Raw genomic sequence first — 18,110 nt, 5'->3', positions numbered from 1 at the left:
AGAATGTGTTTTACAAATCGGAATTGACCGAATAAGTTAATCGTGCCATATGGCTTGATTATAAATACAAAGATAAAAACGCAATGTACATTAAAAATGTACTAGAGCTGGTAGGTAGCCCAGCCGTCCTATGCAAATAGGGTAAGTAACCTGCCCCTCCGGGTTGTCCATTCTTTGTTCAATTCATTTTAGGAGGGATTCTTATGGACAAAGCAAGTGGAAAACTGACGGTATATTTTGAAGAACCATTTTGGGTAGGTGTATTTGAACGTATTGAAGATGGTAAACTATCTGTGGCGAAGGTAACATTTGGTGCAGAACCAAAGGATTACGAAGTGCAGGAATATATTCAAAAATACTATTTCAGTTTGAAATTCAGTCCGGCTGTTGAAACTGTTGTAAAGGATATAAAAAGAAATCCGAAACGGATGCAGCGAGAAGCGAAAAAGCAGACGATGGAAACAGGCATCGGCACAAAATCACAGCAGGCATTGAAATTACAGCAGGAACAGAACAAACAGGTGCGTAAAGAGAGAAGCCGCAAGAAAAAAGAGGCGGAAGAACAGCGAATGTTTGAGTTGAAACAGCAAAAGAAAAGAGAAAAGCATAAGGGGCATTAAAGTCCCTTGGGCTTTTGCACAATTCGATATTTAACGGAGGAATCATTATGTGTGGAATGACAACTGATTTATAAATAAAAATAAATCGGAGGTTTATATGAATTATTCAATAAGAGAATTAAAACGAGATGAAAATAAGATATTAGATACTTTTTTATACGAGGCAATTTTTATTCCTGAAGGTGTTCCAGCACCGTCCAAAGACATCATTAACAAACCAGATTTGCAGGTATATGTAAAGGACTTTGGTGAGAACAAGGGAGACTTATGTTTGGTTGCTCAAGTTGCGGATGAAATTGTTGGTGCTGTATGGGTTCGGATTATGAATGATTACGGTCATATAGATAATGAAACACCGTCTTTTGCAATTTCACTTCTTAAAGAGTATAGAAACTATGGTATCGGAACAGAATTAATGAAACAGATGCTAGTGAAATTAAAACTAGAAGGATATAAACAAGCATCATTAGCTGTTCAAAAGATGAATTATGCTGTCCGTATGTATTGGAAGGTAGGATTTGAAATCATTGATGAAAATGATGAAGAATATATTATGATTTGTAAATTATAGGAACTTTCAACTCCCAGTTTGTCTGACTCACAACAATTTAATATTAAACTAATACAAGCACTTTAGCCAATAAAGGTTAAGGTGCTTTTTTTGCGCCTTGAAAGGAGGTGGTTGAAGCACACCACATCGGGGAAAGCCCGATTTAATCATTACAACAGGAATTGCCTGATCATATAGAGTTACTTTTAACAGCCAGTTAGGGATTATCCCTGCTGGCTTATTTTTTTATCGAAAAGGAGACAAACAACATGAGAAAAGAACAGATTATTACAACCAACAACAATCAGATGGAGGAGAAAGGTATGAAGAGTAGATTCATTCACTTTAAGAAGAGATTCGTTCCGGCATTATCCGGAGCACTTATGGGAGTAATGCTTATGAGCACTACTTGTTTTGCAGCAGGTACAGGTACTTCCGCAGTAACACAGCCGCTTGAGAATTTAAAGACACTTATCATTGCAGTCATTGGTGCGGTTGGTGTCATTATTCTTGCAAAGAATGTTATGGAGTTCGCACAAGCCTACCAGCAGCAGGATTCATCTACCATGAACTCTGCACTGAAAGGAATTGTAGCAGGTGTCATGATGGCTGGTATTTCAACAGTACTGACATTCTTAGGATTCTAAGATGGGGGAAAAAGTTCCCCTTTTAGTAAAAGGAAAGAGGTGAATAACAAGTATGGATATTTTTAAGCTTGGAGACAAGATCCTTGCACTTCTTGAGGCGGTGTTTGGGTTTTGGAACAATCAGATATCCCTGGTCTTTGCAATGCTTGGACAGTCACCGGTCAGTTTCAAGGGCGGAGGTCCTTGGGCAGTTATTGAGGGTATTGAGCCGGTCTTTGTAGCGGTCGGTTCATCCCTCGTTGTGCTGTTCTTTGTTATCGGTTTCTGCTCGGAAAGCATAGATGTAAAAGATGAGATGAGGTTTGAATCAATCCTGCGTATGCTTATCCGACTGGGACTTGCAGAATGGTTTGTTGCAAATAATGTCACGATTATGAAAGCATTTTTTACTTCCATAGGAAATCTGGTAGGACTTATATCTGCAGGGACAACGACGCAGCTTGCCATTGACAGTACACAGGCAGATATCATTAAAGGACTCGGATTTGGTGAAAGTCTGGTAATGCTGATACTTACAGCTTTGCTTGCAATCATCATTATTATCTGTGGATTCTTTATCATCTACACCGTGTATTTCAGGTTCTTAAAGATTCTGATTATTGTGCCGCTTGGTGCGATTGCCTGCTCCACGATGGCAGGAAACAGAATGGTCAGTCATACAATGGCTACCTACTGTAAATATTTCTTGTCATGTGTGTTTGAGGCAGTAACGATGGCACTTGCGATTGTGGTATGTAATGCATTTATCAATGCAGGACTTCCGGCATTTACAGGAAGTTATGCTGACTGGGCACAGACACTTATATATCTGTGTGAAATGACATTTACGATAGCAATGACTGTTGGAAGCGTGAAGGGTGCACAGACACTTACAAGCAAGGCATTTGGATTATAGAAGGAGGCAGAAATGGATAATGAAAAGAAACAGGTTACTTATAATTCAAGTATAACCGGAGAAACGCAGGTGACATTTGATATCCAGCAGTATATGAATAGCAGGGCAATGTTTATCGGTCTTATGTGTAATGAAGATGGATATGAGGAGCCTTTTGGGGATGTGACTGTGAATTTGCCGGTTGCAGCACCAAATTACTGCGGATATCTGAATGTGAATGACATGCCGGATATTGAAAAGTTTATTACAGACAATGACATTGGAGAGTTTACAGGATTCACGCAAAGGAGCGGTTTCTGCGAATATCCGCTTTATCTGTTCAATGTAGATAAGCTTAGGGAACTGTGTCCGGATGGAATGGATAAGTATGAGGCGAATACTGGAATGACAAGAAAGCCGGAAACAAAGGATTTATCAAGATAGGAGACATGGACAATGGTAATCGAAGTAAACAAGGATATAGACCGCTATCAGGAATCGGTTGCGATGGGACTTACTGCAAGGCAGCTTATATTTTCCATTGCAAGCGTAGTGGTCGGTGGCGGTATCGTCCTTCTTCTTTACAAGTATATTGGTCTTACGGGTTCTGCTTATGTGGCAATCCCGTGTGTGGCACCGATTGCTCTTGGTGGTTTCTATTCCTTTAATGGGATGAATTTCTACGAGTATATGGGAAAGAAGCTGCATTTTATGTTTGGCAACAAGGCACTTACCTATGTATCAACAGAGGGAGAGCATGCAATAAAGCAGTTAGAAGCAGAACAGAATGAACAGATAAAGAAGAAAGGCAGAAAGGCTGAACCGGAGACTGTAACAGCTGATTCGGCTGTAAAGAAGCAGGAGGAGTTTGAAGCGATGAAGAAAAAGACGAGAAACATGCTGCTTGGTCTTGTTGCAGTAATTGTTGTAGCAGCAGCAGGCATTGCAGCATATAAGGCAATGCATTAGAAACGAATAGTATCTGACCACAAGGTCGGGAACACAGCCCGCAGGGTGAAGTTCCCGGCGGGCTTTCATTATAAGAAAGCGAGGTTAGAGACATGGGTTTATTTACAGACGGATTTAAGTTATTAAAGAAGGCGAGTGAGCCTTTGTATAAGACACCTAAATCCATTCAGGAAACCATAGAGATTATGGCGGTGGCTGAAAACGGCATTTTTGAAGTAAGCAAAAATAAGTATTCCAAATGCTACCGCTTTCAGGACATCAATTACACGACAGCAACCGAGGATGAGCAGATCGGCATTTTCGAGAGATACTGCAAGTTCTTAAATTCGCTGGACTGTAATTATAAGATTACGATCAACAATAAGAACAAAAACATGGATGATTTGCGAGATAAGGTTCTGATTGCTGAGAAAAACGATGGCTTCAATAATTACCGCAGAATCTACAATGACATCATTGAGGAGAAGATTATTGAGGGCAGACAGGGGATTGAGCAGGAGAGATACCTGACGATCACGATAGAGAGAAAGAACTTTGAGGAGGCGAAGGCACAGTTTGCAACCCTTGAGGCAACGATACACAAGGCTTTCATTGAGCTTGGGGCAGAGATCGTGCCACTTAATGGCAATGAGAGACTGAAAGTGCTCTATGACTATTATCATCTTGGAGATGAGGGCAGTTTTGATTTTGATATCAAAAAGGCAAAGAAGGTCGGGGCAGATTTTAGAAATGATCTGTGCAATGGCATGGTGAAATATTTCCCGGACCATTTTGAGGATGAGAGTAAATTCTGCAAGGCACTTTTCATCAAAAAGTATCCGAGCAGTTTATCAGACAGATTCATCAATGAGATTACTTCACTTCCGGTTCATTCCATCACGAGCATTGATGTGGTGCCTGTGCCAAAGGATCTGACAACAAAGGTGCTTCAGAAGAAATACCTTGGTATTGAGTCGGATATCATTAAGCAGCAGAGAGTCCGTAATAAGAATAACGATTTTTCTACGGAAATTTCATATGCCAAGAGAACGGAGAAAAAGGAGATTGAGGAAATCATGGATGATGTCCGTGAGAATGACCAGTGCCTTTTCTTTGTGGGAGTAACTATTATTCTTATGGCAGAAAGCAAGAAGGAGCTTGAGAGTGTATGTGAGACAGTAGAGACTATCGGAAAGCGTAACAGTTGCACGATTGATATACACTACTTAAAGCAGAGGGAAGCACTCAATACAGCACTTCCGATTGGAGTAAGACAGGTGGAGACAATGCGTACACTTCTTACCCAGTCACTTGCGGTGCTTATGCCATTCAATGTGCAGGAGCTTAATGACAGCACCGGCAACTATTATGGCATCAACCAGATCAGCAAGAATGTGAATATCGGCAACAGAAAGAAGCTTATTAACGGAAATGGATTCGTTTTCGGAGTGCCGGGTTCCGGTAAATCTTTTTTCTGCAAGATGGAGATGGGCAGCGTATTCTTGTCGGGTGATGATGAGATAATCGTCATAGATCCAATGAACGAATACTTTGATATTGCTGAGACTTATGGCGGAACTGTAGTAAATATGTCTACTTACACGGATAACTATGTGAATCCGCTGGAGATGGATGTGTGGAGCCTTGACCCGAATGATTCAAAGGGAATGGTAAGAGAAAAAGGCGAGTTTATGCTTGGACTTTGTGAGCAGTGTATCGGAGACAGTTTAAATTCAAGACAGAAGTCAATCATTGACCGCTGTGTGAGAAAGCTGTATATCGACATTGCAAGGAGCAAAGAGAAGTATATCCCTGTAATGAGTGACTTTTACGATATCCTTATGGCACAGCCGGAGGACGAGGCAAAGGACATTGCATTGTCATTGGAGCTTTTTGTAAATGGTTCACTTAACATCTTCAACCATCAGACAAATGTGGATGTGGATAACAGATTCACAGTATATGGCATCAGGGACTTAGGTACAGAGCTTAGTCCTATCACAATGCTTGTCATGATGGAGTCCATTCAGAACAGGATTGTTGAGAATGGTAAGAGAGGCAAGGCAACATGGCTCTATATTGATGAGTTCCATGTCTTACTTAATTCCGAGTATTCTGCAAAATATCTGCAGCAGCTCTGGAAGAAAGTGAGAAAACAGGGAGGTCTTTGTACCGGTATCACGCAAAATGTAGTCGATCTGTTGCAGAATTACACAGCAACCACAATGCTTGCAAACTCTGAGTTTGTGGCACTTTTAAAGCAGGCGAATACAGACAGTTCCAAGATGGCGGAGGTTATCGGAGTATCAGAGGCACAGCTTAGATTTGTAACCAATACTGCATCTGGAATGGGACTTATCAAGTGTGGTTCTGTGGTGATTCCGTTTGATAATCAGATAAGTAAGGATACGGATTTGTATAAGCTGTACAATACCAACATTCACGAGATAATTGAGATGAAAAAGCATGCAAATGAAAAATGTTAATTCTTTATGAAGTCATGAATTTTGGATTGACATATTTTCATATGACAGGTAATATAATATTAAAGACAGGCAACTTGAGTGTCTGCCAAGCGGCAAAGTAAGGTGTTGTGCCAGAGAGCAGTGCCTTATGAGCTTTATAAGGGTTTGACATTTACCACAATCTGGCTAGAGGTTAATCCTCGAAAGAAAATGTTAGAAGGGCTCTGCTTATGCAGAGCCTTTCTTAATCTAAGGATGTAGTGGAGAACTGTAATGAGGAATGTTTTAGATTGCATAAATGCATTTATTCCGCTATTATCAACCGAATATGAGCTTGTACTAGGGAGAAAAGGTGTTTCAGTTACATTAAGAATTTCATTTGATAAAAAAGATTGTTTTCATCTTATGGGATTACAATATCTGGTAGACAGACCTGAATTGAGCCGAGACAGAGGCAGAGTATTTGATGAGATAGCAGATGGAACAATTACAATTGAAAAAATAGAGTCATCAGATTTTTATAATAAGATAGAGCAAAGAGTTCATTTCCTGCCATTGCTTGAACAAATGATTGATAGTAATGATACTGTGTTTAAGTATAATAAGAAAGCAAATATGTATTCAATGATTGAGGCTGATTATCTTATGGAAAACAACGTGGAGAGCAGGAATCTATTTTTGTTTTTATCTAATGATGAAGGAGATAATTATTTCTGTCGTTCATTTTTTCCAGAGGAAAAGATGGATTATTCAAAAAATCAAGCATCGTGGACACTTCTTTATAAGAAAAAGATTGATTTATCAACCAGAATAGAGACAGTTCTTTACAATAGAATCAAATAGATTTTTACATAAGCCATTTGGACTAATCATCCAGATGGCTATTTTTTTACCCATTTTTGGGTAATGGATGTAGAAAGAAGGTGAGAACAATGAAGATAAAGAAAGTGGATGACAAACCAATGGTCATTCACACCAAGGAGAAAGCCAAGATTCATGCCCACGAGCCAAAGGGTGCCAAGATTAAAGGCAGCAACATCTATACAGTAGAGAGAGGTCCGAAAGTGCATGATGCTAAAGCCAATGAAATGGATAAAAAAGCATCTGCAAAATTAATGCTTCAGAAAAGTGCTGGTGGAAAGCGTACTTATAGAAAGAGTACCATTCATCAATCGGAGGCTAAGGATAAAGGTCTTTCTAGGTTTAAGCGTAACATCAGAGAGTCAGGAACTTCCATCAAGACCAAGAACACCAATCTTCACATTGCAGGAAGAACAGGAGCACTTGCAGCTGGGGCAGTAACGGAGCAGGTGGAGGGCGGGCAGGAGATATCGCAGGCAGCATATCTTGCATATGAATCAAGCCGACCTGTTACCGGAACTGCTTCCAAGGGTGCAGCACTTTTCAGGAAAAAGGCGGCAGCCGAGGCAAGAAAGCGTATCAAGAAGGTAGAGGCAGGAAAGAAGCTGGCAAAAAGGACAGCAAAGAAAGCTGCCAAAGATACTGCCAAGACTGTAGCTAAAGAGACGGCAAAAGAAACAGCAAAGACTACTGCTAAGGTTGCAACAAAAACTGCGACAAAGGCAGCTGCTACGGCGGCAGGAACAGCGGTTGCACCGGGAGTTGGCACGGCAATCGGCATGGCAGCCGGATATGCTGCAGGTGTGTCCATAGAGGTCAAGGATGAAAAGATGACCAACCGGAGCAGGAAGATAAAGTTCTTTCTGGATAAGATGAGAGCACAGGAGAATCAGACGGACAGCGTGGCAAAGCTGGTAAAGGATCTGATTGTGCGAAAAGCGATTACCTGGGTAAAGGCAGCTGCACCGATTATCGGATTGGTGCTTTTATTACTTGTTCTTGTAGTTGCCATGATTGCGGTTCCGGTTATAGCGGTGATAGCAATCCTTTACAATTCTCCATTTGCTTTATTCCTGCCACCACTTGAATCAGGAGATACCGTGCAGACAGTAACGAGTGCTTATGTGCAGGAGTTTAACGGGGATGTGAATACGAAAGTGAATGAGCATACCGGATATGACCTTGGAGAGCTTGTATATGTGGATTATGAAGGTATGGAAGAAAACCCAAGCAATTACTATGACATCATGGCAGTCTATATGGTCAAGCATGGTGTCGGAGATACTGCAACAGTCATGAATGATACTTCAAAAGGCTGGCTGCAGGCAGTTGTAAATGATATGTGTTCATACACTACAAGTACAGGAACGAAAGATGTGGAAGAAACAGATGCAGATGGCAATGTAACTACTTCCACGAAGTCAGTTTTGTATGTGAATGTCACGCTGAAATCTTATCGGGATATGATTTCGGTCTATGGATTTAATTCTGATCAGGTGGAAATGCTTGAGCAGATCATGAGTCCGGAGTTTATGGGACAGCTTGGATATGCTGGAAGCGGAAGTGGCGGCGGAGGCGGAAGTCCGGGAGTAAGCTCCATGACTGAGGATGAAATCAATGCCATCCTAAACGAAATTACAGACAGCAAGCAGAAAACAGTCTGCTCCTATGCACTTCACAGAGTTGGCTTTCCTTATAGTCAGGATTTAAGAGACAGCGGTAACTATTATGACTGTAGTTCCTTAGCCTATTATTCATGGAAAGATGCAGGCGTGGATATTAGTTACGGCGGTGCAACCACAGCGGCAGCGGAGGCACAGGGACTGGATGAAGCCGGAAAGACAGTCGCCTTTGATGAGTTACAGCCGGGAGACCTTATTTTCTACAGTTTTACAAGCAACGGAAGATATAAGAACATCAGCCATGTGGCAGTATATGTCGGTAATGGCAAAGTGGTAGAAGCACTTAATGAAAATCTTGGTGTGGTTTACCGGGATGTGGCAAGCACAGGAAAGATTGTTGTGATAGGAAGACCATAACAGGAAATTTACAGAGAGGGCATAGTCCCTCTCTGAGACTGGAGGTAAGAATGGATTTAAAAGATATGCTACTGGTAACAGAAAACGACAGGGGAACAGAGACAAATATGCTGATGACTCTGGATGATTATAAGAGTTTTATAACAGTTGATGACATGTCAGAGCTTGCAGACAATTTGTTGCAGCTTGGAAGGACACTTGGTGAAGCAGGTAACTTCGCAGAGTATTACAGGGCAGCAAATGTAACTGTATCTGCGAGATTCTGTCTGGATGATATTCAGCTGGGACATTTTCTTCAGGGGTTTTATAACGATTCCAAAGAATTTCGGTTTGATAAAGAAGCCAGTTCTTCTGAATGTGTTGCAAAACTTAAGGAGATTGGAATGACCGATAAGGGCTGGGTGGATGATTTTAACCTGCATTATGAAATGGAGAACCGCTCATTTGAAAGGGGACAGACATTTCATAACTTCAATGACCATGATTATATGGTGCTTGAAGCATTATCACCAAGAAATCTTGTGGTGATGGATATGAAGTCAGGTTCCCTTACAATTGCCCTTGGTGCGACAGAGTATAAGCGTTATCCGAAGGATGAGAAGCCTACAAAGGACAATACCACAATCGGGGTATCGTGGGAGCATGGCATTTATCTAGGTTCCACACTCTCAACTACGAATTTCAAGGCATACAAGAGGGAGTATGGCACACCGGAAAAGATAGAGGATATCTATGATTACAGGGCAAAGCTAAAGCAGAAGTTCTATTTTTATCAGGATATGTCAAAGGATGATGATGTGCCAAAGAAGCTGCAGAATGATTTCCTTCACCAGATGTATGAGGATTTCGGAACGATTGAAGAAGACTGTTTTTACGACAGGCTGGAAGATGGAAAGTACGATGAGGGCTTTAAGGAAAGACAGGTAAAGGAAGAAAAGAGCCGGTGATGAGATTTTTACGGGAGGCGATATCATATGGAACAGGAATTTGATGTTGAGATAAAGGAAGTGCTTTCACGAGTACAGAAAGTAAAGGCAGAGTCGCTTGACGATGCCATCAATAAGGCAATGGATATGTATTATGCAGAGCAGATAGTCCTTGGAGCAGAGGACATGAAGGGAGTTGATTTTGCGCCTATAGGCGAAGGTCAGCTCCCTTCTTCATTAAAAGAAAACGGAGGAAGAGCAAGATGAAAAGTGATTCAACAACAGTAATTAAGAACATGGAGTTTTTAGTAAAGGAACTTCATAAGGAGTGGGACAGATCGGGTGCTTCTAAGGCATCCGTTATTATTTCCCTTGAGGAAGTAGATGGTATCAATGATAAGTTAAAAGAGATTATCTATCAGACACAGAAGTCAGTCGATGAGGACGAGCTGACCTTTAAACAGAGCATTGCAAAATCAAAAGAGTGCTATGTGCTTCTTCGTGTGGTGCGTAAGATTGCAAAGAAAAAGGATAAATGCGAAAAACAGGTAATCGACAATGAATTTGCAATCGAGCTGGATAAGGATGAGTTAAAGCTATTTAAGGGATTGTTTGCAGAGATGTTTAAGTAGAGGAGGACAAAGGTATGGGCGTTGATATGAAGGTCAAAGCGATATACGATTCTGAGATTGGTAACATCACCAGATCAGAAAAGAGCTGGAAGGATGTGTTAAAGGTTGCAGGTCAGTTATACCGCTATGAATTTGACAATATCGTTATGGTAACAGCTCAGAGACCTCCGGAAAAAAGCACACTCATGGCAGATTATGATACCTGGAAAAAGGTGGGAAGATATGTAAAGCGTGGTGCGAAAGGCTGCGCCATCTTCCCGTCAAGGGCACTGAATCCACGCATGAGGTATATCTTTGATATCAGTGACACCGGAGGGAAGAATGTTAAGCTGACATGGGACCTTGAGGGAGAAAATCTTAAGGATTATGTGGATTTTCTTGTATCAGAAGGTCAGATTGAGCAGTACGATAACAGCGACAGGGAGTCTCTAAAAAATATATTAAAACAGTTTACAAGAACAGATGTTTGGCTTATAATAAAAGAAGAGTTCGGAGACCGGATGACCGAGCTTATGCAGCTATCAGGTAGTGTGATAAAGGAAGAAAGTAAGAAACGCAATGGCTTACAGCAGGAAATGGACATGGAGCAGCTTGTATATGCAAGTGTCATGTATGCTGTAGGGACGAGATGCGGATTTGACTTATCTGTGCAAGAACAGGATTTTAGTCAGATCGTAAATATCAAAGACGAAGAGATCATTTACCGTCTTGGTTCCATTGTATGCGATGTCTCCTGTAGTGTTCTTAGAGAATTTAGTCGTAACTTAAAGGCAATCGAGAGCGAAAGGAGAATTGGATATGTTAGAAGAAATGACTTACAAGGAAGTGGACGGACTGCTTTATCCGCAGATAGAGATGCCGGACGAGACGGAGGATCTCACGAAGCTGGGCAAATACGGAAGGATGGCGATGAACTATCTCAAGGAGAACGAGCCGGCAAGATACAAGACGCTGATGAGATTCGGGAAGATGTACGAGAAGATGTCAGCGGTAGAGGAGGAAGCGAATCAGCTGTACGACCAGCTGGAGATGCAGTATCTGGCGAAGCACAAGCCACAGAATCCGTCATCGACAATGGAGATGTGGAAGATAAGAGAGCAGGCGAAGATGCAGGCAGAGGAAGTGGTACTGAATCAGATAGTGATGCGATTCCACTAGAATCAGATGATACAGAACTGAATAGGGAACTTGATGAAATCAATTCATTGGGCGTCAGTAAGGAAGCCGAATATACACAGGCTTCCTTTTTTTTCGACCAGAACGGGCAGGCAAGCATTGGCACCATTCATACTGAGGACGAAAACAATAATCAGTTTATGCGTCAGTTCGAGCAGGACAGAAAAGCTGCATTAGCAGGTAAATACAATTACCTGAATCCCAAAAAGTCTGCAACAGTACCAGGTGAGTATATCAAACAGGTGCTTATGAGAGGTACAGGCTTTATCGGTGGCAAGGGCAGGGTATGTAAGATTTTTGAAACGGAGATTGATGCAGGAACCAGGGCAAAGCGTATCAAAGCAGAGTATGGTCAGGGAGGTGCAGGCTGGCCGGTTGACGGACTGGGACTGCACGGATATGACACATTTCATGGGAACGGACTGCGTTTTCAGTGGCGAGATGAGGATGGAGAGGTTGAAGGATATGTTTCGTGGAAAGATATCGAAAAAGAGCTTGGTGTCCTTATTCTTACAGGGGAATACCAGCCTGAGACACCTCGTATTGATGAGCTTGCGATGGACGGACTCCGTGAGGATGATGAGGTCATTGATGCCGAATACCGGGAAGTGGAACTGGAAGAGGCAGAATCAGAGATTGATGATTATGCAATACCGGATGAGCCGGAGAGCTATGCTTCTAACAGAGATTATGTATCTGCATATGGCATGACACCACAGGAAGCTTCCGATGAAGACCGAATGGTAACACAGGCAGAATATGGTGCTGAGATAGAAGCTGAAACAACTGAAAAAGATCCATCAGAGCTTCAGTATATTACACCGATTGATTATGCAAGGCGTATTGCAGAGCTTGATGAAGACCTGCGTGATGCGGCGGAGATTCTTGTAACAGATTGCAGCTGCTACACTCCGTTTAGGGCATTCCTTATGGATGTGGTGCAGTCTGATTTTGCATTTATGCCCAATAAACTTGACCTTATCAGGGATATTGCATTAGGGACAGATAATGCAGAAAGAAAAGCATATTCCAACAATAAGTATGGTCTTGTGGAGTACTCAATCAGAAGCGGGTATGTGAAGATCAGCTATAAGAACAGGAATGGTGTGCGTAAGGAAGGTGCACTCGACTGGCGTGAGTTATACGAGATTTTATCCTATATGGTAAAACAGCCATTTTACTGTGGAGAAGACCAGAAGAAGTATTATCAGGAGACAAAGCAGAAGGCTGACAGGGATAAGATGAATCCGGTCTATAAGAGATTCTTTGATATCGAGGATAGTGTAAAAGCCAATCGTCTTGAAACCAGGAAAAGAGCAATAGCGAATGGCTGGGATACAAAGATTGATGAGAATGGACATGTAGTTTCAGATGATGCGGCGCAGAAAAAGCACAACTTCCACTATAACCTCTGGGAAATGGAAAAAGGCGGAGCCAAGACCAGATACCAGTGGAATATGGATGCAATCCGTACTTTAAAGCAGATTGAATCAGAAAACAGGATTGCCACACCGGAGGAGCAGAAAGTTCTGTCGAAGTTTGTCGGATGGGGCGGACTGTCACAGGCATTTGACGAGGAAAACGCAGGCTGGAGCAAAGAGTACAAAGAACTCAAAGAGATGTTATCGGATGAAGAGTATGCTGCAGCTAGGGCAACAGTAAACAATGCCTTTTACACTTCACCGGAGATTGCCATGTGCATAAATTCGGCACTTGTCCAGTTTGGTTTCAGAGGCGGCAATGTATTAGAGCCATCCATGGGTATCGGTAACTTTTTTGGAAGTATGCCGGAAACAGTGCATGAAGCAAAGCTGTATGGAGTGGAGCTTGACAGCATTTCGGGAAGAATCGCAAAGCAGCTTTATCAGAATGCCAATATCAGTATCACAGGATTTGAGAATACCACATATCCCGATAACTTCTTTGATGTGGTTGTCGGAAATGTGCCATTTGGAGATTATAAGGTATTTGATCCGAAGTACAACAAGTATAACTTCCGTATCCACGATTATTTCCTTGCAAAAGCACTTGACCAGGTAAGACCGGGAGGCATGGTTGCAGTGATCACCACAAAGGGAACACTTGATAAGGCAAATCCTACTATCCGAAAGTATCTGGCTGAAAGGGCAGAGCTTGTGGGAGCAGTAAGACTTCCGAATACTGCATTTAAAGACAATGCAGGAACCGAAGTGACGGCAGATATCCTGTTTTTGCAGAAGAGGGAGAGAAAGATTGACATTGAGCCGGACTGGGTGCACCTTGGTGTAACTGGGAATGGCATTGCAGTCAACTCTTATTTTGCAGAGCATCCGGAAATGATGCTTGGGGCTATGGAGTATGACACAAGGATTTACGGACAGGACAGCAGATATACAGTCTGTGTGAATGATGATGAGAACTTCAATATGTATGAAGCATTAAACAAAGCTATCGGTAATATCAAAGCACAGATGACAGATTTTGAGAGAGTGGCAGATGAGGCGGAGCAGACTAAGGAAGTTATCCCGGCTGATCCGGATGTGAGAAACTACACTTACACATTTTTTGAAGGAAAGCTCTATTACAGGGAAAATTCCGAGATGGTAAGAAAAGAAGTATCACAGACTGCCGAGGAGCGAATCCGAAGCCTTGATGAAATCAGACAGATAACAAGAGAGCTGATTGATATCCAGATGGATGGCTGCAGCGAGGAGGAGCTTTCTGATAAACAGAGACTTCTTAATGTAAAATATGATGCTTTTGTAAAGCAGTATGGAGCCATTACTTCAAAAGCAAACAGAACAGCTTTCAGGGATGACAGCGATTACCCGCTTCTTTGCAGTCTTGAGGAAGTAAATGAAGACGGGGAGGTGAAAAAAGCGGATATGTTTTATAAGCAGACGATTAAGGCAAAGACTGTCATAGACAGGGTTGAGACTGCTGTGGAAGCATTAAATGTATCCGTCAATGAATTTGGATATGTAAACCCTGCCTATATGCTTTCTATCTATGAGCCGGATATTACTAATGCAAAGGAAGAGCTTGCAGAAAAGTCCGGGCAGACATCTGATGAGGTAACATTTAGTGATGATGCTTTGGCAGAGCTTAGAAGGGCAGTCCTTGTGGAAGAACTGGATGGATTGATTTTCCTAAATCCCGACCGCTACAACGAGAATAATCCTGATATCGGCTGGGAGACGGCAGACGAGTATCTTTCCGGAAATGTGAGAGACAAGCTTCGTGTGGCAAAGGCTATGGCTGCTGATACAGACAATCCACAGGCAGAAAGATTTGCAGGCAATGTGGCAGCACTTGAAAAGGTGCAGCCGGAATGGATTGAAGCCTCGGATATTGATGTAAAGATCGGCACGACATGGATTGAACCGCTTGATTATGAGCAGTTTATCTATGAGCTTCTCAATACACCAAGACGGGCAAGGGCGGTCAGAAGCCAGTTTTACAATACCGGCATTCAGGTACACTTAAATAAGATGAGCATGGAATGGTTCATTGAGAATAAAAGCATGGATAAGCATTCAGTGGCAGCTACTAAGACCTATGGTACAAGCCGCATGGATGCTTATTCTATTTTTGAGGATACGCTGAATCTTAAAACTGTAACAGTCAGGGACAGGATTGATGACGGTGATGGCAGGTATCATTACGAAGTCAATAAGAATGAGACAATGCTTGCAAGGGAAAAGCAGAACATGATCAAGGAGAAGTTCAAGGAGTGGCTGTTTGCAGAGCCGGAGCGAAGACAGAAGTATGTGGAGTATTACAACGAGACATTCAATAACATCCGCCTGCGTGAGTATGATGGAAGTCACTTACAGTTTCCGGGAATGAATCCGGCGATTGAGCTAAAGCCACACCAGAAAAATGCAGTGGCAAGAATCCTTCTTGGAGGAAACACCCTGCTGGCACACTGTGTCGGTGCCGGAAAGTCCTTTGAGATGATGGCTGCCTGTATGGAGCAGAAGAGACTCGGACTTGCCAATAAGACAATCATGGTTGTTCCAAAGCCGCTTATCGGGCAGACTGCATCAGAGTTTTTAAGGCTTTATCCGTCAGCAAATATTTTAGTTGCCACAGAGCGTGATTTTGAAAAGAGCCGCAGAAAGCAGTTTGTATCAAGGATTGCAACAGGTGACTATGACTGTATTATCATGTCCCACTCGCAGTTTGAGAAAATCCCAATCTCCGCAGAGAGAAAAGAAAGAATGCTTAATGAGCAGATAGATGAAATCAGCTATGCGATTGATGAGATGAAGGAGCGTAACGGAGAGCGATGGACTGTAAAACAGATGGAAAGCCAGAAGAAAAAGCTGGAGGAACAGCTGAAATCCTTGTCAGATGAGAGCAGGAAGGATGACCTTATTACCTTTGAGGAACTGGGTGTAGATTCTATTATGGTAGACGAAGCACATAATTTTAAAAACCTTGCCATATTTTCCAAGATGAATAATGTGTCCGGTATCAGCAGCAGTGGAGCGAAAAAGTCAACGGATATGCAGCTTAAATGCCAGTATCTATCAGAGATAAATGATGGCAGAGGTATTGTATTTGCGACAGGTACACCGATATCCAATACCATGTGTGAGATGTATGTTATGCAACTTTACTTACAGAAGGCGGCACTTGAAGAGATGGGAATTTATCACTTTGATTCATGGGCAGCGAACTTCGGTGAAGTGACAACAGCACTGGAGCTTACTGTAGAGGGAAGCGGATTCCGTTTTAAGAGCCGTTTCAATAAGTTTACAAACCTGCCGGAGCTTATGAATATCTTCCGTGAGGTAGCTGATGTGCAGACCGCAGACATGCTTGACCTTGATGTGCCAGCCCTCAGAGGCGGGAAGCCTATCATAGTGGAGTCGGAGCCTGACTGGTATGTGAAGCAGGTCATGGAAGACTTTGTTGTGAGGGCAGAGCGTATCAGAGGCGGTGGAGTTGATCCAAGCGTGGATAACTTCCTAAAGATTACCCATGAGGCAAGATTACTCGGAACAGATGCAAGGCTGATTGATAAAGATGCACCAAACAATCCTGACGGAAAGCTCAATAAGGTAGCTGAAAATGTCTGGAAAGAATATGAGAAAGGAAATGCTGATGGTCATATAGGCTGCCAGCTTATTTTTTCGGATATCGGCACACCGGGACCGGATAAGGACTTCACCATCTATGATTATCTGAAGGAAACACTGATACAGTATGGCATTCCGGCAGGTGAGATAGCATTTATCCATGATGCCAAGACAGATGCACAGAGGGACGCACTTTTTAAGGAGATGAGGACAGGTAAAAAGAAAGTTCTTATCGGTTCAACGGACAAGTGTGGAACAGGTGTCAATGTGCAGACACACCTTGTTGCAATGCATCATGTGGACTGTCCTTGGAAGCCTTCTTCTATTGAACAGAGGGAAGGACGAGGCATCAGGCAGGGCAACGAAAATGAAGAGGTGGCAATCTACAGATATGTCACCAAAGGAACCTTTGATGCATACAACTGGTCGCTCGTTGAAAATAAGCAGCGTTTCATCAGTCAGGTCATGACAAGCAAGGCTGTAAGCCGAAGCTGTGAGGATATCGACGAGGCTACACTTTCCTATGCAGAGATTAAGGCGGTTGCTACCGGTAATCCGTTGATCAAGGAAAAGATGGAGATTGACAATGATGTCCAGAGATTAAAGCTCTTAAAGGCATCCTATGACAATCAGAGATATGGACTTCAGGACAACTTTATGATTAAGTACCCGAAGCTCATTAAGACAGCAACCGAAAAGCTTGCCAATGTAAGAGAGGATGTAAAGGCAAGGGATAAAGAGCTGATTGATAATCCGGAATTTGCCATTACCATAGGCAAAGCAACCTACACAGAGCGTGTGGATGGTGGAACCATGATGCTTGAAGCAATCAGTAAATGTAAGACCGGAGAGACAACTGCAATCGGCAAATTCCACGGATTTGAGCTGCTTGTGGAAAAGAACTTCCTTGGCATCAATTATATGGTGCTTCGTGGAAAGACAGAGTATAAAGCAGAGCTTTCCACCAGTCCGGTCGGCAGTATGGTGAAGCTGGAAAATCTGTTCAATGGACTCCATGAGAACATTGATTTCTTAGAAAAGAAGATTGAGCAGTATCAGAATGACCTTGAAGCATCAAAGGCAGAGTATGATAAGCCATTTGCGTACAGTGAGGAACTGAATGAAAAACTGGCAAGGCAGTGTGAACTGAATGCCCAGCTTGACCTTGAAAATGCAAAGGCTGTGGATGCAGACCTGAGCGGACCGGAGGAAGAAAGAGAAGCAGATGAAAGGATGGAATCTGCAGCAATTGTAGCAGAGGATAAAGGTGCTTATCCATCCGACAGAGAGGGCAGAACACGATAGG

General features: G+C 42.5%; 13 protein-coding genes. All 13 read left to right on the top strand.

From position 1 onward, the window contains the following. The first annotated feature begins 203 nt into the window (after positions 1–203). The 13 genes from M72_RS15750 to M72_RS17870 all read left to right on the top strand — a co-directional run bounded on the left by M72_RS15750 (position 204) and on the right by M72_RS17870 (position 18,109). Positions 204–620 (top strand): YjdF family protein, encoded by a 417-nt coding sequence (locus tag M72_RS15750; protein ID WP_055068871.1) that lies wholly within the window; start codon positions 204–206, stop codon positions 618–620. A gap of 97 nt (positions 621–717) precedes the next feature. Next, positions 718–1,191 (top strand): GNAT family N-acetyltransferase, encoded by a 474-nt coding sequence (locus M72_RS15745; protein ID WP_055068870.1) that lies wholly within the window; start codon positions 718–720, stop codon positions 1,189–1,191. A 248-nt stretch (positions 1,192–1,439) separates the two neighbouring features. After that, positions 1,440–1,817, top strand: coding sequence for a hypothetical protein (locus M72_RS15740; protein WP_005340540.1), 378 nt, complete (start codon positions 1,440–1,442; stop codon positions 1,815–1,817). A 52-nt stretch (positions 1,818–1,869) separates the two neighbouring features. Continuing rightward, the gene (locus tag M72_RS15735) at positions 1,870–2,712 is read left to right on the top strand and encodes a VirB6/TrbL-like conjugal transfer protein, CD1112 family (RefSeq protein ID WP_008120647.1); all 843 of its coding nucleotides are present in this window, start codon (positions 1,870–1,872) and stop codon (positions 2,710–2,712) included. Between the two features lie 12 nt (positions 2,713–2,724). Next, positions 2,725–3,135 carry a DUF4313 domain-containing protein gene (locus M72_RS15730; RefSeq protein ID WP_055068869.1) on the top strand — a complete coding sequence of 137 codons (411 nt, stop codon included), beginning with the start codon at positions 2,725–2,727 and terminating at the stop codon, positions 3,133–3,135. A 12-nt stretch (positions 3,136–3,147) separates the two neighbouring features. Next, positions 3,148–3,660 (top strand): PrgI family protein, encoded by a 513-nt coding sequence (locus M72_RS15725; protein ID WP_055068868.1) that lies wholly within the window; start codon positions 3,148–3,150, stop codon positions 3,658–3,660. Positions 3,661–3,752: 92 nt separating this feature from the next. Continuing rightward, a complete protein-coding gene (locus tag M72_RS15720; protein WP_055068867.1) occupies positions 3,753–6,125 on the top strand; it encodes a VirB4-like conjugal transfer ATPase, CD1110 family in 2,373 nt (790 codons plus the stop codon). Between the two features lie 252 nt (positions 6,126–6,377). After that, complete coding sequence (locus M72_RS15715; RefSeq protein WP_006859616.1) at positions 6,378–6,947, top strand: PBECR4 domain-containing protein; 570 nt, start codon at positions 6,378–6,380, stop codon at positions 6,945–6,947. A gap of 119 nt (positions 6,948–7,066) precedes the next feature. Further along, complete coding sequence (locus M72_RS15710; RefSeq protein ID WP_055068918.1) at positions 7,067–9,004, top strand: C40 family peptidase; 1,938 nt, start codon at positions 7,067–7,069, stop codon at positions 9,002–9,004. A gap of 50 nt (positions 9,005–9,054) precedes the next feature. After that, positions 9,055–9,951, top strand: coding sequence for a hypothetical protein (locus M72_RS15705; RefSeq protein ID WP_015521658.1), 897 nt, complete (start codon positions 9,055–9,057; stop codon positions 9,949–9,951). Positions 9,952–9,978: 27 nt separating this feature from the next. Continuing rightward, positions 9,979–10,197: a DpnD/PcfM family protein gene (locus M72_RS15700; RefSeq protein WP_015521657.1), complete on the top strand. Its 219-nt coding sequence runs from the start codon at positions 9,979–9,981 to the stop codon at positions 10,195–10,197. Continuing rightward, on the top strand, positions 10,194–10,562 hold the full coding sequence (locus M72_RS15695; RefSeq protein ID WP_015521656.1) for a hypothetical protein: 369 nt from the start codon (positions 10,194–10,196) through the stop codon (positions 10,560–10,562). Before M72_RS15700 ends, M72_RS15695 begins: the two co-directional genes overlap by 4 nt. 14 nt (positions 10,563–10,576) lie before the next feature. After that, positions 10,577–18,109 (top strand): helicase-related protein, encoded by a 7,533-nt coding sequence (locus M72_RS17870; RefSeq protein WP_055068866.1) that lies wholly within the window; start codon positions 10,577–10,579, stop codon positions 18,107–18,109. The last annotated feature ends 1 nt before the right edge of the window (position 18,110 follow it).

It is taken from the genome of Roseburia faecis (assembly GCF_001406815.1).
Lineage (GTDB): Bacteria > Bacillota > Clostridia > Lachnospirales > Lachnospiraceae > Roseburia > Roseburia faecis.
Note: the sequence above shows the minus strand (reverse complement) of the source record. Positions and strands in the feature narration are given on the sequence as shown.